Annotated in this window: 21 protein-coding genes; 12 read left to right on the forward strand and 9 right to left on the reverse strand. The window is 59.3% G+C overall.

All coding sequences use genetic code 11. The annotated features are described in order from the left end of the window. Positions 1-242: 242 nt before the first annotated feature. The 3 genes from QMX84_RS21010 to QMX84_RS21020 all read left to right on the forward strand — a co-directional run bounded on the left by QMX84_RS21010 (position 243) and on the right by QMX84_RS21020 (position 2962). Entirely contained in the window at positions 243-1565 is a 1323-nt protein-coding gene (locus tag QMX84_RS21010; RefSeq protein WP_048386737.1) for an MFS transporter, read from the forward strand. Between the two features lie 352 nt (positions 1566-1917). Beyond that, on the forward strand, positions 1918-2214 hold the full coding sequence (locus QMX84_RS21015; RefSeq protein WP_282364688.1) for a hypothetical protein: 297 nt from the start codon (positions 1918-1920) through the stop codon (positions 2212-2214). A 127-nt stretch (positions 2215-2341) separates the two neighbouring features. After that, on the forward strand, positions 2342-2962 hold the full coding sequence (locus QMX84_RS21020; RefSeq protein WP_153335500.1) for a flavin reductase family protein: 621 nt from the start codon (positions 2342-2344) through the stop codon (positions 2960-2962). Here QMX84_RS21020 and QMX84_RS21025 read toward each other — a convergent pair whose 3' ends face one another. After that, the gene (locus QMX84_RS21025; RefSeq protein WP_048369677.1) at positions 2963-3205 is read right to left on the reverse strand and encodes a hypothetical protein; all 243 of its coding nucleotides are present in this window, start codon (positions 3203-3205) and stop codon (positions 2963-2965) included. Positions 3206-3247: 42 nt separating this feature from the next. Next, on the reverse strand, positions 3248-3577 hold the full coding sequence (locus QMX84_RS21030; protein WP_048369675.1) for an antibiotic biosynthesis monooxygenase family protein: 330 nt from the start codon (positions 3575-3577) through the stop codon (positions 3248-3250). Between the two features lie 320 nt (positions 3578-3897). Here QMX84_RS21030 and QMX84_RS21035 point away from each other — a divergent pair, with 320 nt between their 5' ends. Beyond that, entirely contained in the window at positions 3898-4827 is a 930-nt protein-coding gene (locus tag QMX84_RS21035; protein WP_048369673.1) for an AraC family transcriptional regulator, read from the forward strand. Here QMX84_RS21035 and QMX84_RS21040 read toward each other — a convergent pair. Next, the gene (locus tag QMX84_RS21040) at positions 4822-6459 is read right to left on the reverse strand and encodes a 5-guanidino-2-oxopentanoate decarboxylase (protein WP_282364698.1); all 1638 of its coding nucleotides are present in this window, start codon (positions 6457-6459) and stop codon (positions 4822-4824) included. The genes QMX84_RS21035 and QMX84_RS21040 overlap by 6 nt on opposite strands. A gap of 115 nt (positions 6460-6574) precedes the next feature. Here QMX84_RS21040 and QMX84_RS21045 point away from each other — a divergent pair, with 115 nt between their 5' ends. Further along, positions 6575-7459 carry a LysR substrate-binding domain-containing protein gene (locus tag QMX84_RS21045; protein ID WP_048369875.1) on the forward strand — a complete coding sequence of 295 codons (885 nt, stop codon included), beginning with the start codon at positions 6575-6577 and terminating at the stop codon, positions 7457-7459. Between the two features lie 566 nt (positions 7460-8025). On the opposite strand, the gene QMX84_RS21050 is transcribed toward QMX84_RS21045, so the two are convergent. Further along, complete coding sequence (locus tag QMX84_RS21050) at positions 8026-8643, reverse strand: NAD(P)-dependent oxidoreductase (RefSeq protein WP_278939725.1); 618 nt, start codon at positions 8641-8643, stop codon at positions 8026-8028. A gap of 43 nt (positions 8644-8686) precedes the next feature. Further along, positions 8687-9571, reverse strand: a complete 885-nt coding sequence (locus QMX84_RS21055) for an MBL fold metallo-hydrolase (protein ID WP_282364689.1) — start codon at positions 9569-9571, stop codon at positions 8687-8689. A 105-nt stretch (positions 9572-9676) separates the two neighbouring features. On the opposite strand from QMX84_RS21055, the gene QMX84_RS21060 reads away from it, so the two are divergent. Then, positions 9677-10582, forward strand: a complete 906-nt coding sequence (locus QMX84_RS21060; protein ID WP_048386725.1) for a LysR family transcriptional regulator — start codon at positions 9677-9679, stop codon at positions 10580-10582. 276 nt (positions 10583-10858) lie between these two features. Here the strand turns inward: QMX84_RS21060 and QMX84_RS21065 are convergent, their stop codons facing one another. Next, on the reverse strand, positions 10859-11743 hold the full coding sequence (locus tag QMX84_RS21065; protein ID WP_282364690.1) for a helix-turn-helix domain-containing protein: 885 nt from the start codon (positions 11741-11743) through the stop codon (positions 10859-10861). A gap of 172 nt (positions 11744-11915) precedes the next feature. Between QMX84_RS21065 and pobA the strand changes: the two genes are divergently transcribed. Both pobA and QMX84_RS21075 read left to right on the forward strand, forming a co-directional pair. Then, complete coding sequence (pobA, locus tag QMX84_RS21070) at positions 11916-13100, forward strand: 4-hydroxybenzoate 3-monooxygenase (RefSeq protein ID WP_282364691.1); 1185 nt, start codon at positions 11916-11918, stop codon at positions 13098-13100. Between the two features lie 61 nt (positions 13101-13161). Further along, on the forward strand, positions 13162-14679 hold the full coding sequence (locus QMX84_RS21075) for an MDR family MFS transporter (protein WP_282364692.1): 1518 nt from the start codon (positions 13162-13164) through the stop codon (positions 14677-14679). A gap of 92 nt (positions 14680-14771) precedes the next feature. Here QMX84_RS21075 and QMX84_RS21080 read toward each other — a convergent pair whose 3' ends face one another. The 3 genes from QMX84_RS21080 to QMX84_RS21090 are packed head-to-tail and all read right to left on the reverse strand — an operon-like array spanning position 14772 to position 17568. Next, positions 14772-15593, reverse strand: a complete 822-nt coding sequence (locus QMX84_RS21080; protein ID WP_282364693.1) for an ATPase — start codon at positions 15591-15593, stop codon at positions 14772-14774. A gap of 30 nt (positions 15594-15623) precedes the next feature. Further along, complete coding sequence (locus tag QMX84_RS21085) at positions 15624-16622, reverse strand: NAD(P)-dependent oxidoreductase (protein WP_282364694.1); 999 nt, start codon at positions 16620-16622, stop codon at positions 15624-15626. A gap of 52 nt (positions 16623-16674) precedes the next feature. After that, positions 16675-17568, reverse strand: a complete 894-nt coding sequence (locus tag QMX84_RS21090) for a LysR family transcriptional regulator ArgP (protein WP_282364695.1) — start codon at positions 17566-17568, stop codon at positions 16675-16677. Positions 17569-17677: 109 nt separating this feature from the next. Between QMX84_RS21090 and QMX84_RS21095 the strand changes: the two genes are divergently transcribed. The 4 genes from QMX84_RS21095 to QMX84_RS21110 all read left to right on the forward strand — a co-directional run bounded on the left by QMX84_RS21095 (position 17678) and on the right by QMX84_RS21110 (position 23013). After that, on the forward strand, positions 17678-18280 hold the full coding sequence (locus tag QMX84_RS21095) for a LysE/ArgO family amino acid transporter (RefSeq protein ID WP_282364696.1): 603 nt from the start codon (positions 17678-17680) through the stop codon (positions 18278-18280). A 319-nt stretch (positions 18281-18599) separates the two neighbouring features. Next, on the forward strand, positions 18600-19196 hold the full coding sequence (locus QMX84_RS21100; protein WP_123751879.1) for a Fe-Mn family superoxide dismutase: 597 nt from the start codon (positions 18600-18602) through the stop codon (positions 19194-19196). Positions 19197-19441: 245 nt separating this feature from the next. Then, entirely contained in the window at positions 19442-21493 is a 2052-nt protein-coding gene (locus QMX84_RS21105) for a bifunctional diguanylate cyclase/phosphodiesterase (RefSeq protein ID WP_282364697.1), read from the forward strand. A gap of 173 nt (positions 21494-21666) precedes the next feature. Continuing rightward, complete coding sequence (locus QMX84_RS21110; protein ID WP_153330986.1) at positions 21667-23013, forward strand: imelysin family protein; 1347 nt, start codon at positions 21667-21669, stop codon at positions 23011-23013. The last annotated feature ends 157 nt before the right edge of the window (positions 23014-23170 follow it).

Genomic DNA, 23170 nt, shown 5'->3' on the forward strand with positions numbered 1-23170 from the left:
GAGCTTGCCTCGCGATCTTTTGATTTTTTAAAAGATCGCGAGGCAAGCTCGCTCCTACAGACTTGTGATCTGTAGGCGGATTTCCGCTTATGCATAATCACCAACCAGCGGATTCCCGCTCATTCCTTGTTTAAAACCCTTGTAAACCGGGCATTCAAGCCTTGGCACAAGTTCTGCTATAGCCCCCGCAAGCTCGCGTTTTGCCGCGCTATAACAAAACCAAGAAAACAAGGATCCATTCAATGGATAACTCAAGCACCCTGCCTGCCGGGTCTGCGTCTGCAGCACCCCAAGCCAAAACCACCTCCAGCCGCATCAAGTCCATTTTCAGTGGCTCGGTCGGCAACATGGTCGAATGGTACGACTGGTACGTGTACGCCGCGTTCTCGCTGTACTTCGCCAAGGCCTTTTTCCCCAAAGGCGACACCACCGCTCAATTGCTCAACACCGCCGCGATTTTCGCCGTAGGCTTTTTGATGCGCCCTATCGGTGGCTGGCTGATGGGTCTGTACGCAGACCGTAAAGGCCGTAAAGCTGCCCTCATGGCGTCGGTCTTGCTGATGTGTTTCGGCTCGCTGGTCATCGCCCTGTCTCCTGGCTACGAGACCATTGGCGTCTGGGCCCCGGTATTGCTGGTGTTCGCCCGTTTGCTGCAAGGTTTGTCGGTGGGTGGCGAATACGGCACCTCGGCCACTTACCTCAGTGAAATGGCCACCAAAGAGCGCCGTGGTTTCTTCTCCAGCTTCCAGTACGTGACCCTGATCTCGGGCCAGCTCATCGCGCTGGGCGTGTTGATCATCCTGCAACAAACCCTGACTGAAGAGCAGCTGTACAGCTGGGGCTGGCGTATTCCGTTTGTGATCGGTGCCTTGTGCGCCGTGGTCGCGCTGTGGTTACGTCGCGGCATGCAAGAGACCGAGTCGTTCAAGAAGGTTAAGGTCGAGAAAAAAGAAAGCGCTATGCGCACGCTGATGCGCCACCCCAAAGAGCTGATGACCGTCGTCGGCCTGACCATGGGCGGGACACTGGCGTTTTACACCTACACCACGTACATGCAGAAATACCTGGTGAACACGGTCGGGATGAGCATCTCGGACTCCACCACGATTTCCGCCGCCACGCTGTTCTTGTTCATGTGCATTCAGCCGCTGGTGGGCGGGCTGTCTGACAAGATCGGCCGTCGCCCGATCCTGATTGCCTTCGGCGTGCTGGGTACCCTGTTCACGGTGCCGATCCTGACCACCCTGCACACCATCACCACCTGGTGGGGCGCGTTCTTCCTGATCATGGCCGCCCTGATCATCGTCAGCGGTTACACCTCGATCAACGCCGTGGTCAAGGCCGAGTTGTTCCCGACTGAAATCCGCGCACTGGGTGTTGGCCTGCCTTACGCCCTGACGGTGTCGATCTTCGGCGGTACCGCTGAATACATCGCGCTGTGGTTCAAGAGCGCAGGCATGGAAACCGGCTACTACTGGTACGTGACAGCGTGCATCGCCTGCTCGCTGCTGGTATACGCGACCATGAAAGACACGCGCACTCACTCGCGCATCACCACTGACTAAGCCTTGCCTTAGCGTGATGTCCTGGCCTGCAGGAGCCCTGTGACGGGTTCTTGCAGGGCCTGGATTGCCTCCCTTCCCCCTCCCCCGCAACACCGCTGATTCGATTTTCTTGAATTAATAGTCAGTTAATTTTGTTAGCCCACTATCAATCTCAGCGAAACCTCGAAGACCACTGCCCGGCATAACGCCTGAACGGAATGTAGAGCAGCCCTCTACCTTGTTTTCGCGTGGCGCTATACATCGAATTAACTGATTACTTAAGGCAATTTTTTACGCTTTTTAATCAAATTAATCGGCGTAGTCTTAAACCCATAGCGACACCAACCCGATTACTGCAACAAGGAGCAACATCATGAAAACCCAATTTATCCTCGCCGCTGCTCTCTCGGTTCTGGCTTTCAACACCTTCGCCGCAGATGGCTTTGACCGCACCCAGTCGGCAACTTTTGCTGAAGATGGTTACAGCAGCACCCGCTCTGCCACCTTTGCTGCCGACGGTTACGACCGCACCCACTCTTCGAGCTTTGCTGAAGACGGCTGGGACCGCACTCACTCGGCCACCCTGGCAGAAGACGGCTTTGACAACACTCGCTCAGCGACCTTTGCCGAAGACGGTTACGACCGCACCCAAGGTGCCCGCTTCAGCTAACACCTGCGGGTGACCCCACAGCCCGGCTTCGGCCGGGCTTAGTCATTTTTGGGGCTTGCGATTGTCTTCGGGGCAAATGGCTAGCAGACTATGGGGCCTCTATCTCAGCTGTTTGCGGATGCCTGCCATGCATGACGATATTCATTTCTACGAACCATCCAAGGGCCATGGATTGCCCCATGATCCGTTCAACGCCATTGTCGGGCCGCGCCCGATTGGCTGGATTTCGTCGCAAGACGCCCAAGGTCAGTTGAACCTGGCGCCGTACAGTTTTTTTAACGCTTTCAATTACATCCCGCCGATCATCGGGTTTTGCAGCGTGGGCCGCAAAGACAGCCTCAATAACATTGAGCAAACCGGTGAGTTTGTCTGGAACCTGGCCACGCGCCCCTTGGCCGAGGCGATGAACCAAAGCTGCGCGCCGGTGGGGCCAGAGGTTGATGAGTTTGCGTTGGCAGGGTTGACGACCGTGGCCTCACGCGTGGTGAGCGTGCCTCGGGTGGCAGAAACGCCGGTGTCGTTTGAATGCAAGGTGACGCAGATTATTCAGCTGCAACGGGCCGACAAAGAGTTAGTGCCAAGCTGGTTGATTCTGGGTGAAGTGGTGGCGGTGCACATCGCCAAGCACTTGCTCAAGGACGGCATTTACGACACAGCAGCCGCTGAGCCTATTTTGCGTGGCGGCGGCCCGGCGGATTATTTCCAGCTGGGCCCTGAAGCCTTGTTCAAAATGCACCGCCCTAAATAATTACCAGACCAGTTCGCCGTCTTCGGTGACGTCTTTGAGGTGTTCAAGTTGCTGCTCTGCGGCGGCATCTGCGGCCGTGGCGGTTTTGAAGACCTGATCGGTCAACAGCGTGTGAAAGCGCGGTGCTCCACCTTCGTACAAGGCCTTGACGGCAATGGCCACGTGGTAGGCACCCGCAACCCCCAGTTCAACCGGGACAACCGCTGATACCGCTTCAAAATGCTTGAACTCTTTACGCGCCATGTTTCACATTCCGGCCAGTGAAAAAAGCGCCATTCTACCCGTTTAACTGGCGCGCTTGCGCATCTGCGCCGAGGCCTGTTCGTTGAAGGTCTGAAAATCCAGACTGTCGACCACGTTCTGGTTGAGCAACGTGCTGAACACGTCCATCAACGGTGAGTTGAAGTACGCCTGCATTGCACATTGATCTTGCCAATAGCCCGCGACATGCCACAACAACGGGTCACTGTCACAGTGCTGCAAGGCAAAGTGCAGGCAACCCGGTGTTTTCAGCGTCGGTTCGATCAGTTGTTTCAAGCACGCATGAACCTGGGCCGAACACCCTGCGCGCGCGCGGACCAGAGTCATGTGACTGACGGCATAGGACTGGGGCATGGAGGCCTCCACAAAGGAAAGTGGCGTGAGGGGAAGGTTCAAAGCTTAAGGGTCGGTGCTCAAACGCCGTTAGTCGATTCCTGCCCCAGACTTGCACGATTCTGCAAAACCACCGCTTACTCCAGCCCGCTGTGCAGTTGCGCGCGCCGGGCCGCCGATCGGAATTTCGAGCAATAGGGCCGCGCTGTAGCGGGCCAAATCAGCCTCTATTCGTCAACGCTGGCAGGATCAGGCAAGTCTGCAGCAGAAATTGGCTACCCCTGCGCCTTGCACAAACTTAAGCTGTGGGCCTTCAACTGCTTGATCGAGGATGCATCCCCATGTCTGTGCCAGAAACACCGCGACCTGCGCTCGACAGCGCGCTTGAAAAACAGCGCGTGGAACTGGCCGACCTGATAACCCGGCACACTCAGCAGGACGGCTCGTTTGAGACCCGCATTAAGGCGCTGTTCGTGTCGCGTTACAGCCTGCCCAGCGACTTTTCACCCAGCCTGCCCAAACCTGCACTGTGCGTGATGGCTCAGGGCAATAAAGAGGTGCGTCTGGGGGACGAGTACTTCGCCTACGACCCGCTCAATTACCTGGTGGTCTCGGTGTCGATGCCCATCAGTGGCCGCGTGCTTGAAGTCAGTGCCGAAAAACCCATTCTGGCCTTGCGCCTGGACATTGATCCGGTAGAAATCACCACCTTGCTCAGCGAAGCAGGCCCCATGGGTGTGCCCTCACGCCCCGCTGGATGCGGGCTGTACGTTGAACCCCTCGACCCGCCGATGCTTGACGCCCTGCTGCGCCTGACGCGGCTGCTCGACACACCCAAAGACATCGCCATGCTCGCGCCTCTGATTCGCCGTGAGATTTTGTACCGATTGCTGCGCAGCCCGCAGGGCTACCGTTTGTACGAAATTGCCAGCGAGAACAGTCAGACCCACCGCGTCAGCCGTGCGATTTCCTGGCTCAATGATCATTTCGAGCAACCGTTGCGCATCGACAGCCTGGCCCGTGAGGCCAATTTGAGCGTGTCGACGCTGCACCACCGGTTCAAGGCGATGACCGCCATGAGCCCGTTGCAGTATCAAAAGCAACTGCGCCTCAACGAAGCGCGGCGGCTGATGCTCAGTGAAGGGCTGGACGCCTCGGCGGCCGGGTATCGCGTGGGCTATGAAAGCGCCTCGCAATTCAGCCGCGAATACAGTCGCCAGTTCGGCGCGCCGCCCGCACGGGATCTGGCGCGCCTGCGCAGAAGTTTATAAGGCCAACGCCTGCTGCCATAGGTGCTCGTCGACTTCTATCACGGTCGGCCCCTGACGTTCAGCGGCACTGACCAACGCAGCGCGCAGTTGCGCCTCGCCCTCAACCGCCAACGCCGTGCAACCCAGCGCTTTGGCAGCGCCGACCAAGTCCGGGGTGTAGATGTCGACGCCCACTGGTTCGATGTCGCGGTTGAGCATGTACTTTTTAATCTCGCCGTAGCCCTGGTTGTTCCACAACAAAACAATGATCGGCGTGCGTGCTTCAACGGCGCTGGCCAGCTCTGGCAAGGTGAACTGCAAACCGCCATCACCGATCAGACAGACCACCGGGCCAGGCGGCTGGCTGTTGGCAGCCCGCCCCAGCCAGGCGCCGATGGCGGCTGGCAAGGCATAGCCGAGGGTGCCGTAACCGGTGGATGAGTTAAACCAGCGCCGAGGCTGGTCGGGGTTGAACGTGAGGTTTCCGGTGTACACCGGCTGGGTCGAATCACCCACGCACACGGCATTGGGCAGCACATCGAACACGGTCTGCAAAAAGTGCGTTTGGGCGCGGGTCGGCTCATCCCAGACAGCCGCCAATTCAGTGTTCAAACGTTTAGCCCGCGCTGCCCCCCAATCCGCCTCGCGCTCGGGCAATGTTTGCGCGCTGATACGCGCCAGCAAAGCTTCGGCAGCCAGTTGCGCATCGGCCACCAGAGCCAGTGCAGGCGGGTAATTGCGCACGGTTTGATCGGGGTCGATATCAATGCGCAACAAAGCGCCGGGGATCTCAAAGCCTCCGGCAAAAGTCACGTCATAATCGGTTTCGGCCAGTTCAGTGCCAATCGCCAGCACCACGTCGGCCTCCGCCACCAATGCCCGGGTGGCCTCCAGCGTTTGCGTGGAGCCGATCAACAACGGGTGAGAGGCTGGCAGCATGCCCTTGGCGTTAATGGTCAGCGCCACGGGCGCGCCCAACCGCTCGGCCAATTGCAGCAGCGCTGGCGCGGCGTCGATCGCCCCGCCACCGGCCAGAATCAGCGGGCGTTTAGCCTCGATCAGGCGCTGGCTCATCTGTTCCACTGCCGCCGGGGCCGCCCCAGGGCGCGCGATGCTGACGGATTGGCTGGACAGCAAGGCGTCGGCATTTTCTACCAACACGTCGAGCGGGATCTCAATGTGCACCGGCCGGGGACGACCGGCCTGGAACAACGCAAAAGCACGGGCCAGCACGCCCGGCAACTCGGCCGCCGACATCAAGGTGTGGGAAAACGCGGCAACGCCGGCCACCAACGCGCTTTGGTTCGGCAATTCATGCAACTTGCCGCGCCCGCCACCCAACTGGCTGCGCGATTGCACGCTGGAAATCACCAGCATCGGGATCGAGTCGGCGTAGGCCTGGCCCATCGCTGTGGTGATGTTGGTCATGCCCGGCCCGGTGATGATGAAACACACCCCCGGCTTGCCGCTGGTGCGCGCATAGCCGTCGGCCATAAAGCCTGCGCCCTGCTCATGACGCGGGGTGACGTGGTTGATCGGCGAACTGGCCAGCCCGCGATACAACTCGACGGTGTGCACGCCGGGGATGCCAAACACCTGCTCAACCCCATACGCTTCCAGCAACTTGACCAATACTTCGCCGCACGTCGCCATGGATACTGCCCTCTTGTTGTTCTCAAGTAATGAGCCATTGAAGCGGGCGCGTGTGGCGGACACAACGCAAACCTGCTCATACTAGCCATGTCCTGAATTCATGGCTGAGCTCAACATGAAACGTCTCCCGCCGCTGCCTGCCTTGCACACCTTTCTGATCACGGCCCAATGCTGCAATTTCACCCGCGCCGGTGAACAGTTGCACATCACCCAGGGCGCGGTGAGCCGGCAAATCGCCGGGCTTGAGGAACATTTGGGGTATGCGTTGTTTCATCGACAGGCACGGGGCCTGAGCCTGACTGAGCAAGGCCAGGCGCTTTACCCGCGCATCGAGCAGGTGTTTGACTTGATCGGCGAAGCGGTCGAGCACGCCAGCATCCGCCGCACGCCGCTGCAAATCAAAGCCCCGACCTGCATGCTGCGCTGGTTGCTGCCCAAACTGATGGCGTGGCAAAAACTGCGCCCGGACGTGCCGGTAGAGCTGACCAGCAGCGTGCACCACGGCATCGACTTTCGCCGTGAAACCTTCGATGCGGCGGTGGTCTACAGCCCGTTGCCGGGGCCCAAGCGGGTGGGCCAACACCTGTTCGACGAACTGCTCACGCCCGTCTGTGCGCCGCATCTGTTGCAAGGCCCAGATGCCATCAACAGCTTGCGCGACCTTGAGCAGCACACCTTTTTGCACCCCAGCCGAGACCAGCGGGACTGGGCTCAGTGGCTCAGCGTGGCGGGCGTTGAGGCATCGGCCATCCGCCAGAGCCAATACTTCGACACCCTGGATTTGGCCATGACCGTGGCCGCCCAGGGCAACGGCGTCGCGATGGGCGATTGCTCGTTGATAGGCGAAGACCTGAAAGAGGGACGGCTGGCGATGCCGTTTGATCTGACCGTGCGCACCGGCGCGGCCTACATGCTGGTGAGTTCCCCCAGCCAGGAACCGTCAGCGCCCTTGCGCGAATTGATGGATTGGCTGGTAGCACAAGCCACCACCCCTGCGTAGGAGCTCACGGTCTTTTAAAGATCAAAAGATCGCGAGGCGAGCTCCTATCAAACACAAATAAGTGATTGATTCCTAAGGCTCTGTAGGAGCGAGCTTGCTCGCGATCTTTTGATCTTGATCTGGCTTTTGATCTTGATCTTAGAGGCCCCGTTAAACCACGCTGGCCGAACGCAGGTGTTACGCAGAGGGTAACCCGGCAGGACGCCGGGTTAGCCGCGACACGGCCATGGATGGCCGATCGCGGCGGGCCCACGGAGTAAGGCCTGTGGTGAGGGCATGCCGAGCTACAGCGAGGCACCGAGGGGTTGGGGCAAAAAGCGTTTGGTTACTTTGCGCTTTTCAAAGTAACGCGGCGTAAGGCCGGAACCCTAAGTGGCCGTTGCCGCAGCAACGGATATGTACAAAAAATCAAGAGCCCCTCACCCTAGCCCTCTCCCGAAGGAGAGGGAACCGATTGGGGGATGCTGAAGATACTCGCTGTCCTGTTTGCTGCGCGACAGCGCGGCGTCGTAGACGGGGCGGCCACTCCTACAAAGATTCGGCGTGGTGTCTCGCGATCTTTTACGTTAGTAACCGACCGTGAAGCGCTGGCGCGAGTGCTTGGGCTGTTCTACTTCGTCCAGCAGGGCGATGGCGTAGTCGGCGAAGGTGATCCAGCTTCTACCTTCGGCACTGACCAGCAAGTGGTCTTTGCCAACGCGGTAGTGGCCAGTGCGCTCGCCTTCTACAAACTCGGCCGACGGGGACAGGAAGGTCCAGTCCAGGTCGTGTTCGTTGCGCAAGGTGTCCAGGTACACGCCGCCCGCCGAGGCTTCTGCCTTGTATTCTTCCGGAAAGCCCTTGCTGTCGATGACTTTAGTGTCGTCCGGCAGCAACAGCGAACCCGCGCCACCCACCACCAGCAGGCGTTTAACCCCGGCCTTTTTCACCGGCTCGATGATGGCTTGTGGTGTGAGCGTCGAGAAGTGTGCAGCGCTCAGCACCACGTCATGCCCGGCCACAGCCGCTTGCAGCGCCTGGGCATCGTTGACGTCGACGTCCTTGGCTACAACGCCAGCGCGCTGCCCAATTTTTGCCGAGGCGTGACGGGCAATGGCGGTCACCTGGTGCCCACGACGCAGTGCTTCTTCCAGCAGTTGGCTGCCAGCGCGACCGGTTGCGCCGATAATTGCGATCTTGCTCATGATGTTCTCCAGTTGGATGGGGTGCATAAGGTCAAACGTTGAATCACCACTTCATTTCGCCTTTCGCCACTTTGGCGCTCAGCTCCAGCGAAGACGTTTCGCCCAGATCCGGGTAGCGCTTTTTCATGGCCGCGATCAGTTCGTCCGAGTTCTTGGCCTTGAGGGTTTCTTCGTCAAAGGCCTTGATGTAGTCACGGGTGAAATTGACCGATTTCAATGAACGGTCGTTGTCCCCCAAATAATGCCCCGGCACGACGATGTCCGGTTGCAGGCTGGCGATACGTTTGAGGGTCGACAACCATTGGCGGTGCGACTGCGGGGTCTGGGTGTCGGCCATCCACACGTGCAGGTTGTCGGCCACGACCACCCCACCGACCACGGCTTTGAGCGACGGGATCCAGACAAACGTGCGCTCGGGCTGGCGCCCGGTCAGGCCGACGATGTCCAGTTCGTGCCCTTCCAGCGTCAGGGTGTTGCCCTTGATGACCTTGGGCACGATCAGTTTGCCGGGCACATCGGCGCCCATTTGTGGGCCCCAGAACGCCAGCTTGGCGTCTTTGGTTTGCTCGATGTGGGCCACCGTCGGGGCCGAGGCCAGCACCTTGGCGTCGGGGAATGCCTGGGTCAGGGTTTCAAGGCCAAAGTAATAATCGGGGTCGCCGTGGCTGATGTAGATGGTGGTCAGGTGCTTGCCGCTGGCGCGAATTTTATCGACCACCTGTTGGGCCTGCGCTTTGGAAAACTGCGCATCCACCAAAATCGCATCTTTCTGGCCACTGACCAGCACCGAAGACACCGGAAAAATCGCCGCAGCCCCGGGGTTGTAGACATCCAGGGTCAGGGGCGCCGGCGCGGCGGCGGCATGGGCAGCGAAGCCGAGTACAACGGCACTCAGGCAAAAACGGCGAAACATCGAAAATACGGTCATGGAGCTTCCTGCGACAAGGGTCAGCGATGGACAGAGCTTAGACGCACAATTGACGACAAAAAATGCGATGCTGCGACATAGTTTGTTTCACTAATCGGGCAGATCATGGACCGTCTTATCGCAATGCGGGTATTTGTCACGGTGGTCGACCTGGGCAGCCAGTCGGCGGCGGCCGACCATCTGGATTTGTCACGCCCGGTGGTGTCACGCTATTTGGCCGAGCTTGAAGAGTGGGTCGGGGCGCGCTTGATGCACCGCACCACGCGCAAGCTGAGCCTGACCGCCGCAGGCAACGAAACCCTGCCCCGCTGCCGGCAATTGCTGGAGCTGGCAGATGACCTGCAAGCCGCTGTCAGCGTGCCCGATGCGGCGCCACGCGGGTTGCTGCGCATCAGCGTCAGCACCTCGTTCGGCCAAGCGCAATTGGCCTGCGCCATGACCGAGTACGTGCGCCGCTACCCCGAGGTCAACATTGACCTGCAAATGCTCGACCGCACGGTGAACCTGGTGGATGAGCGCATTGATCTGGCGATTCGCACCAGCACCGAGCTGGACCCGAGCTTGATCGCACGCAAGCTGACCGTGTGCCGCTCCGTGCTGTGCGCCTCGCCCGCCTATTTGCGCGAGCATCCGGCACCGCAGCAGGTCGATGATCTGAGCCTGCACAACTGCCTGAGCCATGCGTACTACGGCAAGAGCCTGTGGCATTTCACGGTGCAAGGCGAAGCGCTGTCGGTACCGGTTCAAGGCAATATCAGCGCTAACGAAGCCAGCACGCTGCTGCGCGTCACCCTGGCGGGTGGTGGGGTTTCGCTGCTGCCCAGCTACTTGGCGGGGTGCCATATCCGCAGCGGTGAACTGGTGCGCTTGCTGCCAGACGCTGAGCCTTTGCAGATGAACATTTATGCCGTGTACGCCTCGCGCAAACACATGCCCGCCACGCTGCGCAGCATGCTCGACTTCCTCAGCGAGCGCTTTACCGAAGAACCCGCGTGGGACAAAGGTCTGTGACCGTTCGGCCAATGGGCATGGCAAGCGCAAGGGGCTGAGCTAGCCTTAATAGTGTGAAGTCTAGGTCTGACTCCGTGAATACGTGGAGAGAGAATAGCCATGACCACTAAAACAAAAACCAGATGCTTGACCGTACTGATCGTGTTTGCTGCCGCTGTCCTGTTTGCTGGCGCGTGCTATCGCGCAGAGCAAACGCGGCTCTCAGCCGGATTGACCGCCAGCTGCTTTGCCGGGCACTGCGCGTCGGTGTTTACCGCGCTTTAATGACGCATAGCCTCAGGCCGGGCTGATGCTGTCAGCCCGGTCCGTTCGATAGGCACTGGGCGATGTCCCGGTGAGGCGGCGGAAAAACCGCGCAAAATACGCCGGGTCAGCAAAACCCAATTGATCAGCCACCTCGCTGATGGTCATGGGTGTGTAGATCAAATGACGCTTGGCCTCCAATAGCAGGCGCTGGTGAATGATCTGCAAGGCCGATTGCCCCGCCAGTTCACGGCAAATGCTGTTCAGGTGCGCCACTGAAATCCCGACCCGATGTGCCAAATCTTCAACACTGGGTTGCTGCTGATACAGGGCTTCGACCTGTTGCGTGAACAGGTTGAGGTACTCGCGCCCGCGCTGCGGCACTTGCCGGGCTTCACGCCGCTGGATGACTTGGCGCGTGACCCACACCAACAGCACACTGATCAATGATTGCAGCAACATGTCGCGGGCCGCTCGGGCGCTGACATATTCGCTGTGCAGCGCACCGAACAGGCTGTTCAGGTAATGCCGATCCTTGCCTGCGGGGTAACTGGCAACGCGCTGCAAGGCGCTCATCGACCCGCCCAACTGGGCCTGCAACTGCGTCACCAGCGGCGCGGCCAGCGTCAGCACAAAGCCTTCAACGTCCGGTGAAAATTGAAAGCCGTGCACGCATAACGGCGGGATCACCTGCACCGACGACTCGGTCAGCTCATGGTACTGGCCTTCGACTTCAACCCGCGCCCGGCCCTTGTGCACATAGAGCAATTGGCACAAATCGGCATGCCGATGGGTGCGGATCTCCCAATCATGGATGCGGCTACGCAACGAAATGGTTTCACAGTGCAGCAAGTCCGGGCTGAGCCAGTCTTGCTGCTCGCCGTAAAGTTTGAACACCGGGATGGCGGGGGTTGTCATGGGCTGAACCTGATGATTAAGCACAGGGGCGATAATCGCACCGATTAGCGAAAAGTACCGGCAATGACGTCGTTATCACCTTCATTTGCCACGCTCGCAAGCGAAAAATACAGGCACAACATCAATAAAAACACCCCTGCACTGACCGCAGGGCTTGCGAGAGAGAACAACAATGAGAACTCAAGTCGCTATTATCGGTGCCGGGCCATCCGGGTTGCTGCTCGGCCAACTGCTGCACAATGCCGGGATTGATAACGTTATTCTCGAACGCCAGAGCGGCGACTACGTGCTCGGGCGGATCCGTGCCGGTGTGCTGGAACAAGGCATGGTCGACCTGCTGCGCCAGGCCGGGGTCAGCCAGCGCATGGACGCTGAAGGTCTGGTGCATGACGGCTTCGAGCTGGCGCTGGAAGGCCGCCAGGTGCACATTGACCTCAAGGGCCTGACCGGCGGCAAGAGCGTGATGGTCTACGGCCAGACCGAAGTCACCCGTGACCTGATGGCCGCCCGCGAAGCCGCTGGCGCACAAACCCTGTACAACGCCAGCAACGTGCAGCCCCATGGCATGAAAACCGATGCGCCCTATGTCACCTTCGAAAAAGACGGCGAAACGTGGCGCCTGGACTGCGATTACATCGCCGGCTGCGATGGTTTTCACGGCGTTGCCCGTCAGTCAATTCCCGCTGATGTGCTGAGCATCTTTGAACGCGTGTACCCGTTCGGCTGGCTGGGGGTGCTGGCCGATACGCCGCCGGTCAACGATGAACTGGTGTACGCCAAGCATGAACGCGGGTTTGCCTTGTGCAGCCAGCGCTCAGCCACCCGCAGCCGCTATTACTTGCAAGTGCCCGCCGAGGAAAAGGTTGAGGACTGGTCGGACCAACGCTTTTGGGACGAATTGAAAACCCGCCTGCCCGCGCCGTTGGCCGAACGTTTGGTGACCGGGCCGTCCATCGAAAAAAGCATCGCGCCGCTGCGCAGTTTTGTGGTCGAGCCCATGCAGTTCGGGCGCCTGTTTTTAGTCGGTGACGCCGCGCACATCGTGCCGCCCACCGGCGCCAAGGGCTTGAACCTCGCGGCCAGCGATGTCAGCACGCTGTTCAACATTCTGCTCAAGGTCTATGCCGAGGGCCGCACCGACTTGCTGGAGCGCTATTCCGAGGTGTGTTTGCGGCGCATCTGGAAGGCCGAACGCTTTTCGTGGTGGATGACCTCGATGCTCCATCGCTTTGCTGACAGTGATGATTTCAGCCAGCGCATCACCGACAGCGAGCTGGCGTATTTTGTCGATTCCGAGGCCGGGCGCACCACTATTGCAGAAAATTACGTCGGTCTTCCTTATGAAGCTATCGAATAGCAACCTATCGAGTACAATCGCGGGCATCCCGCCACACGTTTGATGCCCGCAGGTGTACATCGTGACCAGTCTCAACCAGCCTCCACACGCTAAACCCGCCATTCGCAGCATTCTCGTAGCGCTGATGCTGGCGATTTTCCTGGGGGCGCTGGATCAAACCATCGTCGCCGTGTCGATCCCCGCCATTTCCGCGCAGTTTAAAGATGTCAGCCAGCTGGCCTGGGTGATTTCCGGCTACATGGTGGCCATGACCGTGGCCGTGCCGATTTACGGCAAGCTCGGTGACTTGTACGGGCGCAGGCGCCTGATGTTGTTTGGCATGGGCCTGTTCACCGTGGCCTCGCTGTTTTGCGGGCTCGCGCAAAACATGGAGCAGTTGGTGCTGGCGCGGATCATCCAGGGGATTGGCGCCGGCGGCATGATTTCGGTGAGCCAGGCGATTATTGGCGACATCATCCCGCCCCGCGAGCGCGGTCGCTATCAAGGCTATTTCAGCAGCATGTACGCGGTGGCGAGCGTCGCCGGACCGGTGCTGGGCGGCTACATGACCGAGTACTTGTCGTGGCGTTGGGTGTTTCTGATCAATTTGCCGCTGGGGCTGGTGTCGTGGCTGATCGCCTATCGCACGCTGGTCGGGCTGCCGGTGCCGCAGCGCAAGCCGATTATTGATTACCTCGGCACGGTGCTGATGATTGTGGGCCTTACGTCACTGCTGCTGGGCATTACCTTTATTGGCCAGGGCCACAGCTGGCGTGACGATCAGGTGCTGGGCCTGCTGATGGCGGCGGTGGTCGCGCTGGTGCTGTTTGTGTGGCACGAGCGACGCACCCCGGAACCGTTGCTGCCCATGCACTTGTTCGCCAATCGCAACGCGGTATTGTGCTGGTGCACGATTTTCTTCACCAGCTTCCAGGCCATTTCGCTGATCGTACTGCTGCCGCTACGCTATCAGAGCATCACCGGCGCGGGCGCAGACAGTGCCGCCCTGCACTTGCTGCCGCTGGCCATGGGCCTGCCGATGGGCGCCTACTTTGCCGGGCGCATGACCTCGGTGACCGGCTATTACAAACCGATGATCCTCAGCGGCGCGATTCTGATGCCGTGCTCCATTGCCGGCATGGCCTTCAGCGCCCCGAGCGCCGAGCTGCTGAGCGGCGTGTTTATGCTGCTGAGCGGGATCGCGGCCGGGTTGCAGTTCCCGACCTCGCTGGTGGGCGCACAAAACTCGGTGCAGCAACATGACATTGGTGTCGCCACCAGTACCACCAACCTGTTTCGCTCACTGGGCGGCGCGGTGGGTGTGGCGCTGATGTCTGCCTTGTTGCTGGCCCTGCTGCACGATTCGCTGTTGGCGCCTGCTGGCGGCCAGCCGCTGCTGGGTGAAGGCAGTTCGGGGAATGTGCTGCTGGACGGCCTCAATGCCGTGCAAGGCCCGGCACTGGCCAGCTTGCGCAGCGAATTGCTGATGACCTTCCGCCACTTGCTGCTGGTCAGTGCTGCCATCTCGTTGCTGGGCTTGTGTGCGGCGATCGTGATGCCGAATCAGGTATTGCGCGGGCGCGGGGATAAGGCGCAGTAACGGCACACATCCCTGTGTAGGAGCGAGCTTGTCTCGCGATCTTTTGATCTTTAAAAGATCGCGAGCAAGCTCGCTCCTACAGGGGTTTTGGGTTATGGCCGGGCGCTGATTTGTTTTTGCAGGTTCTGGATCTGGCTTTGCAAGGTGGTGATGTTGCGCGTCACTTGCGCCCGGAACACGTCAAACTCGGCGGTGTTGGGGCCTTGGGAGGCCGCCGGGCGGTTTTCCAGCTGGCTCTTGAGCACGATCATGTCCTGCTCCAGGTTTCGCACGGCATCGCTCGGGTTACCCTGTTTTTTCAAGGCCGTCACGTCACCCGCCTGTTGCGCCACGGTCGCTTTCAACGCCGCCAGTTCGGTGCCCATGGCTTTGAGGTCGGTCTCAAGTTGGGTCTGGGAGGCTTTCTGGGCGTTGACCTGCAGCAACATCGCAGCATTGATTTGCTCAAAACGCTGATCCAGATCGCCCATCTGCCCCGCCACCAGGCCTTGCTGGTGCTTGGCCTGCTCAGCCAGTTGGTCTTCGAGCTGTTTGATCTGCAACTTCAGGGCTTCGCTGCCGTTGTTGATGCTTGATTCGCTGGCCACCACCTTGCCGGAAATGGCCTGTAAGCGCCCCGCCGCTTCTTCGCTGATCCGGGCAAAGCTTTCCTGGGTGGCAACCAGTTGCTGCTCCATCAAGGTGATCTGCTGGAAGCTCCACCAGGCCAGCCCGCCAAACGCCAGCAACACGGCCAGGATCAACGCCCACAAAGGCCCGGTACTCGGCCCCTTGACCTTGATCACCTGGGCATTGCGCGCATGGCCCGCGCCGCGCTCACGTGCGCCACCCATCGACGCCAGATCATCATGGTCGTCTGCATCTGCCCGCAGGGTCGGTACATTGTCGAAGTGGTCACGTGAGTCGTTACGCATGGAGAAACCTTATCTGGGTCCTGAAGAATGTCAGCGGTACGGGGATTCCTGGGCTTTCCACCAGCCGCAAAACTCGTCCAGCGCGGTCCACAGGCTGACTTTTGGGTCGTAGTCGAGGTAGTGGCGAGCCCGGCTGATGTCGAGGGTAAAGTCTTTGCTCATCTCCTGCACGCCCAAACGCGAGAGCGTCGGCGCCGGTTGCCCCGGCCACAGTTTGCAAGCCGCTTCGCTGAGCGCGCCGACACTATAAGCCATGCCGGGGCCCCGATAACGGGTCACGGGCGGCACGTGCATCTGGCGCATCACGTAATTGACCACATCCCAGTACGGTATCGGGGTGCCATTGCTGATGTTGTAGGCCTTGCCCAAGGCCGATCCGCTCACCAGAACGCTGCTCATCAACGCGTCGTTGAGGTTTTGCATGCTGGTGAAATCGACTTTGTTCAAACCATTTCCAATGATTGCCAGGCGATTTTTGCGCTGCTGCGCCAACAAGCGCGTGAACAGGTTCATGTCCCCGGCACCAGTGACATGGCGCGGACGCAGGGCAATCACTTCGAGGCCGAACTCCTGTGCGCCAAAGACCTTTTGCTCGGCCATGAACCTGGTTTCGGCATAAGGATGCTTGAACCGCCGCGGGACGTCTTCTTCGGTCAGCCCCAGATGCGAATGACCGTCAAAGTACAGGGCGGCCGATGACAGGTGCACCAGGCGTCGCACCCGTTGTTTCAAGCACGCCTCAACCACGTTCTCGGTCACCAGCACGTTGTCGCGGAAGAAGTCCTGATAACGCCCCCAGGTGCCGACATACCCTGCGCAATGCACCACCACATCGACATCGACGCACAGGTCACGCACCAGCAAGCCATCGGTCAAATCACCCTGGATAAATTCAGCCCCGCGCCGCACCAGGTGTTCGACACCTTCGGCCCGACGCCCGCTGACCCGCACGTCAAAGCCCTGCTCCAAGGCAAAACGCGCAAAGCGTCCGCCAATAAAGCCGCTTGCGCCGGTGACCAGAATCTTCATCAATTGCTCCAAATGCTGTAAGTCTTGTTGCCTGCTGTTTAAACGTCGGTTATCAGGCCAAAGGCACTAACCAGCGCGATGCTGAGCGGGTTAAATGGGCCGTCAGCGCTTCCAGCAGTTGTCCACCATTGCGCCAATGATGCCAGTACAGTGGCACGTCGATCGGTTTATCTGGCAAAAGCTCTACCAATGCCCCGCTGGCCAGTTGCTCGCGCACTTGCTGCTCGGGAATCAGCCCCCAGCCCAGCCCGGCCTCCGTCAAGCGGATAAAGCCTTCTGATGAGGGGCACAGATGGTGCTCGAATCCGCCGTCCACGCCCAGTGCCGCCAAGTACCGATGTTGCAAAAAATCATCCGGGCCAAACACCAGTGCAGGCGTTTTAGGCAACTGCGCAGCCTTCACCCCTTGGGGAAAATGCCGCGCAATAAAGGCAGGGCTGGCCATCGCGCGATAACGCATGGCGCCCAGCAACACACTGCGCGCGCCCGCCACCGGGCGCTCACTGGCGCATAAACACGCGGCCACTTCACCGGCACGCATGCGTTTCAAGCCGACGGTCTGGTCTTCGACGACCAAATCCAGCAACAGCTGATTATCGGCGCAGAAGTCGCCCACCGCCTGGGCCCACCACGTGGCCAGGCTGTCAGCATTCAAGGCAATCCGCAGCCGCTCGGGCAAGCCCTCATCGTCCAGCGCCGGGACCACACGTTGCAGGTCACGCTCCAGCAAACGCACTTGTTGCACATGGTTGAGCAAGCACCTGCCGATGTCTGTAGGGCTCGGCGGCGTGGCACGCACCAGCACCGGCTGCCCGATGCGCGCTTCAAGCAGTTTGATGCGCTGGGAAATCGCCGATTGTGACAGCCCAAGCACCTGCGCCGCACGCTCAAAACCGGCCTGTTCTACCACGGCAGCCAACGCTGAGAGTAATTTATAGTCGAACATCAGTTTTCCTAATGGGCGATCAGCAATATTGGTTTTTCTTATACAACCAAGGCCCGGACAATAGCCAGCAGTAACCCCCTCTTGTGATGCAGTTCGGCGAGTATTTCTTATGTGGCAAAGCTACCTTAATGGCCTGTTGGTCGCGTTCGGCCTGATTATGGCCATCGGCACCCAAAACGCTTTCGTGCTTGCACAAAGCTTGCGCCGTGAACACCACCTGCCGGTCGCGGCTTTTTGTGTGATTTGTGACGCATTGCTGGTAGCAGCCGGGGTGTTCGGGCTGGCGACAATTCTGGCGCAAAGCCCGATTTTACTGGGTGTAGCGCGCTGGGGCGGCGCGGTGTTCTTGCTCTGGTACGGCACCCAGGCGCTGCGCCGGGCGTTCTCGGCATCGAGCCTTGAACAATCGGCCGGCCAAACCGCGCGTTCGCTCAGGGCGGTGATGCTCAGCGCACTGGCGGTCACCTTGCTCAACCCGCACGTTTACCTCGATACGGTGCTGCTGATTGGCTCGCTTGGCGCTCAGCAAAGCGTACCCGGCGCCTACGTGGTAGGCGCGGCCAGTGCGTCGCTGCTGTGGTTCTTCACCCTGGCCCTGGGCGCGGCATGGCTCGCGCCATGGCTGGCCCGCCCTGGCACTTGGCGCCTGCTGGACCTGCTGGTGGCGGCGATGATGTACGCGGTGGCGGTGCAATTGATTGTTGCCGGGTAACCCCTGCTCATCTCGCGATCTTTTGATCTTGAAAATCAAAAGATCGCAGCCTTCGTGCCTCGTCAGCTCCTACGGGGAGGCAAGTGGGCGCATTAACGGGCGGGGGCGGGAGGTCATTTTGCGTGCCTGAAAAAACATCGAGTTTTTCAATCAATCTCGTTGAAACGTCTATTCCACACAGTTGTCGCGTGGTTATGCGCCAACCCCGGTGCTATGATCCAGCGCTTGCGCCGCAAAGAGTACAAACTCCCCGGCGCGTGTTTGGCCGCCCGTGATCGGCCTTGCGCTCATCGCAACTGACCTGATTAGGAGAATCAACATGGCTTTCGAATTGCCGCCGCTGCCGTACGCACATGATGCCTTGCAGCCGCACATCTCCAAGGAAACCCTGGAGTTTCACCACGACAAGCACCACAACACCTACGTCGTGAACCTGAACAACCTGGTGCCAGGCACCGAGTTCGAAGGCAAAACCCTGGAAGAGATCGTTAAAACCTCTTCGGGCGGTATCTTCAACAACGCCGCTCAAGTGTGGAACCACACGTTCTACTGGAACTGCCTGTCGCCAAACGGCGGCGGCGAGCCTACCGGCGCGCTGGCTGATGCCATCAACGCTGCGTTCGGTTCGTTCGAGAAGTTCAAAGAAGAATTCAGCAAAACCTCCATCGGCACTTTCGGCTCCGGCTGGGGCTGGCTGGTGAAGAAGGCTGACGGTTCCCTGGCCCTGGCCAGCACCATCGGCGCCGGCAACCCGCTGACCAGCGGCGACACCCCGCTGCTGACCTGCGACGTTTGGGAACACGCTTACTACATCGACTACCGCAACGTACGTCCGAAGTATGTTGAGGCGTTCTGGAACATCGTTAACTGGAAGTTCGTTGCAGAGCAGTTCGAAGGCAAAACCTTCACTGCCTGAAACTGACTGAACGTTAAAAAAACCCGGCATTGCCGGGTTTTTTTTGGCCAAGGCAAAAGTGCGGGGCCAACGCGCTTCAGACTACTATCAACGGCAGGTTTATTTCATTCGCCGGCTCAAGTTAACTACGCCTTGAACCGACACATTGTCCAGCTCTCAAACCACTGGATAATGCCCTCGTCAAAATGAACGATTACCTGCAGCCATGACCACACGACTATCGGCAAGACACAAGGAATAACCCGTTGAAGCTGGAATTCAAGAACAGCTTGTCGATCAAATTACTCCGGATCGTATTGCTCTCAGCATTGGTCGTGGGAGGAATATTAGGCTGCGCGCAAATTGTCTTCGACGCCTATCTCACACGCCAGGCGGTCAACGAGGACGCCAAGCAAATCCTCAATATGTTTCGCGACCCGTCCACGCAAGCGCTGTACAGCCTGGACCGGGAAATGGCGATGCAGGTCATTGAGGGCTTGTTTCAGGACGACGCAATGCGCAAGGCCTCTATCGGCCACCCCAATGAAACCGTACTCGCGGAAAAAACCCGGCCCTTGCAAGCAACCTCAAGCCGCTGGCTGACCGACTTTATCCTGGGCCAGGAACGTACGTTCAACACGCCGCTGGTGGGCGGCGGCCCCGTCAAAGAATATTACGGTGACCTGAGCATCACCCTCGACACAGCGCCCTATGGTCAGGGTTTCTTGACCAATGCCGGCGCGCTGTTGCTGTCGGGGGTGTTGCGGGCGCTGCTGATGAGCCTGGTGCTGTACCTGATTTATCACTGGCTGCTGACCAAGCCCTTGTCAAAAATGATCCAGCACCTGACCAGCATCAACCCTGACCACCCCAGCGAACATTTGATCCCGCAGCTCAAGGGGCATGAATCCAACGAGCTCGGGGTGTGGGTCAACACCGCCAACCAGTTGCTGGCCTCCATAGAGCGCAATGCGCATTTGCGCCACGAAGCCGAAAGCTCCTTGCTGCGCATGGCCCAATACGACTTTTTGACCGGGCTGCCGAACCGCCAGCAATTACAGTCCCAATTGAGCAAAATCCTGATTGAGTCAGGCCGCTCTCAGCGCCGCGTGGCCGTGCTGTGTGTGGGGCTGGATGATTTCAAAGGCATCAACGAACAATTTGGTTATCAGACAGGCGACCAGTTGCTGCAAGCCCTGACCGATCGTTTGCGGGCGCACAGCGGTAGCCTGGGTGCACTCGCACGCTTGGGCGGCGACCAATTTGCACTGGTTCAGGCCCACATCGAGCAGCCTTATGAGGCCGCCGAACTGGCGCAGGGCATTTTGGATGACCTGGAGACGACGTTCAGCGTCGATCAGCAAAACATCCGTTTGCGCGCCACCATCGGCATCACGTTGTACCCGGAAGATGGCGACACCTCGGAGCAGTTGCTGCAAAAAGCCGAACAAACCATGACCCTGGCCAAAAGCCGCTCGCGCAACCGTTATCAGTTTTATATCGCCAGCGTGGACCGCGAAATGCGCCGCCGCCGCGAGCTGGAAAAAGACCTGCGGGACGCCCTGCTGCGCAATCAGTTGCACCTGGTCTACCAGCCCCAAATTCGCTACAGCGATCATCGGGTGGTGGGCGTCGAAGCCTTGTTGCGCTGGCAACACCCCGAGCACGGCATGATCCCGCCAGACCTGTTTATCCCTTTGGCAGAAGCCAACGCCAGCATTATCGACATTGGCGAATGGGCACTGGATCAAGCCTGCTGCCAACTGCGCGACTGGCACGATCAGGGGTTCACCGACTTGCGCATGGCGGTCAATCTGTCGACCGTGCAGTTGCACCACGCCGAGTTGCCGCGGGTGGTCAACAACCTGTTGCAGATGTATCGCCTGCCGCCCGGCAGCCTGGAGCTGGAAGTGACCGAGACCAGCCTGATGGAAGACATCAGCACCGCCGCCCAGCACTTGCTGAGCTTGCGTCGCTCGGGCGCGCTGATTGCCATTGATGACTTTGGCACCGGGTACTCATCGCTGAGTTACCTGAAAAGCCTGCCGCTGGATAAAATCAAGATCGACAAGAGCTTTGTTCAGGACCTGATTGACGATGACGACGACGCCACCATCGTGCGCGCCATCATCCAGTTGGGCAAAAGTCTGGGCATGCAGGTGATTGCCGAGGGCGTCGAAACCCTCGAACAGGAAACCTATGTGATCAGTGAAGGCTGCCACGAAGGCCAGGGCTATTTGTACAGCAAGCCCTTGGGAGCACGGGAATTGGGCGCTTATCTGAAGCAGGCGCAGCGCAACAATGCCCTTAATATGTAATTTTATGTTTCAAGATTTTGACCAAGGCCACATCAACCAAGGCTGGTGCAGAAGTAAATAGGAAATATTTACAGGCGTAACCCTTTACACAAAATGCATATCTTTCGCATCATGTCGCACGTTTTGCGTGCCGTCGCATGCTTGTCCCACCACTCGAAGCAGGATGTTCGCCCATGATTCGTTTGCCCCTGGCTACTGCCAGTCTGCTGGCCATTGCTATTTCACTCGCTGGTTGCGGCGACAAAGACAAAGAAAAAACAGCCACAGCACCTACGCCAGCCGCAGCGACCACTCCTGCTACGCCAGCCACTGATGCTTCGGGCGCGCAAGTTAACGACGCCGCAGCCAAAGCTGTTGTCGCGCATTACGCCGACATGGTGCATGCCGTGTACAGCGACTCCGAGTCCACCGCCAAAACCCTGCAAACCGCCGTCGACGCGTTCTTGGCCAAGCCCAATGCCGACACCCTGAAGGCCGCACGTGAAGCCTGGATTGCAGCGCGCGTCCCTTACCTGCAGAGCGAAGTGTTCCGCTTTGGCAACACCATCATTGATGACTGGGAAGGCCAAGTGAACGCCTGGCCACTGGACGAAGGTCTGATCGACTACGTTGACGCCAACTACAGCGGCGCACTGGGCAACCCGGGGGCGAATGCCAACATCATCGCCAACACCCAGATCCAGGTGGGCGAAGACAAGATCGACGTAACTGAAATCACTCCGGAAACCCTGGCCAGCCTCAATGAGCTGGGCGGTTCCGAAGCCAACGTCGCCACCGGCTACCACGCCATTGAATTCCTGCTGTGGGGCCAGGACCTGAACGGCACCGGCCCGGGCGCGGGCGACCGCCCTGCTTCGGACTACCTGGAAGGCGAAGGCGCAACCGGCGGCCACAATGATCGTCGTCGTGCCTACCTGAAAGCCGTAACTCAACTGCTGGTCAACGACCTGACTGAAATGGTCGGCAACTGGGCGCCAAACGTGCCTGACAACTACCGCGCCTCGCTCGAAGCTGAGCCTGCGCAAAACGGCCTGCGCAAAATGCTGTTTGGCATGGGCAGCCTGTCGTTGGGCGAACTGGCCGGTGAGCGCATGAAAGTGTCGCTGGAAGCCAACTCCCCTGAAGACGAGCAAGACTGCTTCAGCGATAACACCCACAACTCGCACTTCTACGACGCCAAAGGCATTCGTAACGTGTACCTGGGTGAGTACGTGCGCGCTGACGGCAGCAAAATGACCGGCCCAAGCCTGTCGTCGCTGGTCGTCGTGGTAGACCCGGCCACAGACGCCACCCTGAAATCCGACCTGGCCGACACCGAAGCCAAGATCCAGGTCATGGTAGACCTCGCCAACAAGGGCGAGCACTACGACCAGTTGATCGCTGCGGGCAACGAAGCGGGCAACCAGGTGGTACGTGATGCCATCGCAGCCCTGGTCAAACAGACCGCCGCTATCGAACAAGCCGCAGGCAAGCTGGGCATCAGCGACCTGAACCCGGACAACGCTGACCACGAGTTCTGATGAGCGATGTGTGAGTGAGTGACGCAAAAGGCGACCTTCGGGTCGCCTTTTTTGTGGACCGTCTGTAGCCGCTGCCGAACTTCAACCCAACAAAACACTGTAGGAGCGAGCTTTTCTGGCGCTCGTTTGAAGATAAAAATATAGGCGGGCAAGCGGG

Source organism: Pseudomonas sp. PS01297, assembly GCF_029959305.1.
In the GTDB taxonomy this organism is placed as follows: domain Bacteria; phylum Pseudomonadota; class Gammaproteobacteria; order Pseudomonadales; family Pseudomonadaceae; genus Aquipseudomonas; species Aquipseudomonas helleri.

Coding starts and splice junctions, on each gene's coding strand:
- QMX84_RS21010 (WP_048386737.1), top strand. CDS start 243: ATGGATAACTCAAGCACCCTGCCTGCCGGGTCTGCGTCTGCAGCACCC.
- QMX84_RS21015 (WP_282364688.1), top strand. CDS start 1,918: ATGAAAACCCAATTTATCCTCGCCGCTGCTCTCTCGGTTCTGGCTTTC.
- QMX84_RS21020 (WP_153335500.1), top strand. CDS start 2,342: ATGCATGACGATATTCATTTCTACGAACCATCCAAGGGCCATGGATTG.
- QMX84_RS21025 (WP_048369677.1), bottom strand. CDS start 3,205: ATGGCGCGTAAAGAGTTCAAGCATTTTGAAGCGGTATCAGCGGTTGTC.
- QMX84_RS21030 (WP_048369675.1), bottom strand. CDS start 3,577: ATGCCCCAGTCCTATGCCGTCAGTCACATGACTCTGGTCCGCGCGCGC.
- QMX84_RS21035 (WP_048369673.1), top strand. CDS start 3,898: ATGTCTGTGCCAGAAACACCGCGACCTGCGCTCGACAGCGCGCTTGAA.
- QMX84_RS21040 (WP_282364698.1), bottom strand. CDS start 6,459: ATGGCGACGTGCGGCGAAGTATTGGTCAAGTTGCTGGAAGCGTATGGG.
- QMX84_RS21045 (WP_048369875.1), top strand. CDS start 6,575: ATGAAACGTCTCCCGCCGCTGCCTGCCTTGCACACCTTTCTGATCACG.
- QMX84_RS21050 (WP_278939725.1), bottom strand. CDS start 8,643: ATGAGCAAGATCGCAATTATCGGCGCAACCGGTCGCGCTGGCAGCCAA.
- QMX84_RS21055 (WP_282364689.1), bottom strand. CDS start 9,571: ATGACCGTATTTTCGATGTTTCGCCGTTTTTGCCTGAGTGCCGTTGTA.
- QMX84_RS21060 (WP_048386725.1), top strand. CDS start 9,677: ATGGACCGTCTTATCGCAATGCGGGTATTTGTCACGGTGGTCGACCTG.
- QMX84_RS21065 (WP_282364690.1), bottom strand. CDS start 11,743: ATGACAACCCCCGCCATCCCGGTGTTCAAACTTTACGGCGAGCAGCAA.
- pobA (WP_282364691.1), top strand. CDS start 11,916: ATGAGAACTCAAGTCGCTATTATCGGTGCCGGGCCATCCGGGTTGCTG.
- QMX84_RS21080 (WP_282364693.1), bottom strand. CDS start 15,593: ATGCGTAACGACTCACGTGACCACTTCGACAATGTACCGACCCTGCGG.
- QMX84_RS21085 (WP_282364694.1), bottom strand. CDS start 16,622: ATGAAGATTCTGGTCACCGGCGCAAGCGGCTTTATTGGCGGACGCTTT.
- QMX84_RS21090 (WP_282364695.1), bottom strand. CDS start 17,568: ATGTTCGACTATAAATTACTCTCAGCGTTGGCTGCCGTGGTAGAACAG.
- QMX84_RS21095 (WP_282364696.1), top strand. CDS start 17,678: ATGTGGCAAAGCTACCTTAATGGCCTGTTGGTCGCGTTCGGCCTGATT.
- QMX84_RS21100 (WP_123751879.1), top strand. CDS start 18,600: ATGGCTTTCGAATTGCCGCCGCTGCCGTACGCACATGATGCCTTGCAG.
- QMX84_RS21110 (WP_153330986.1), top strand. CDS start 21,667: ATGATTCGTTTGCCCCTGGCTACTGCCAGTCTGCTGGCCATTGCTATT.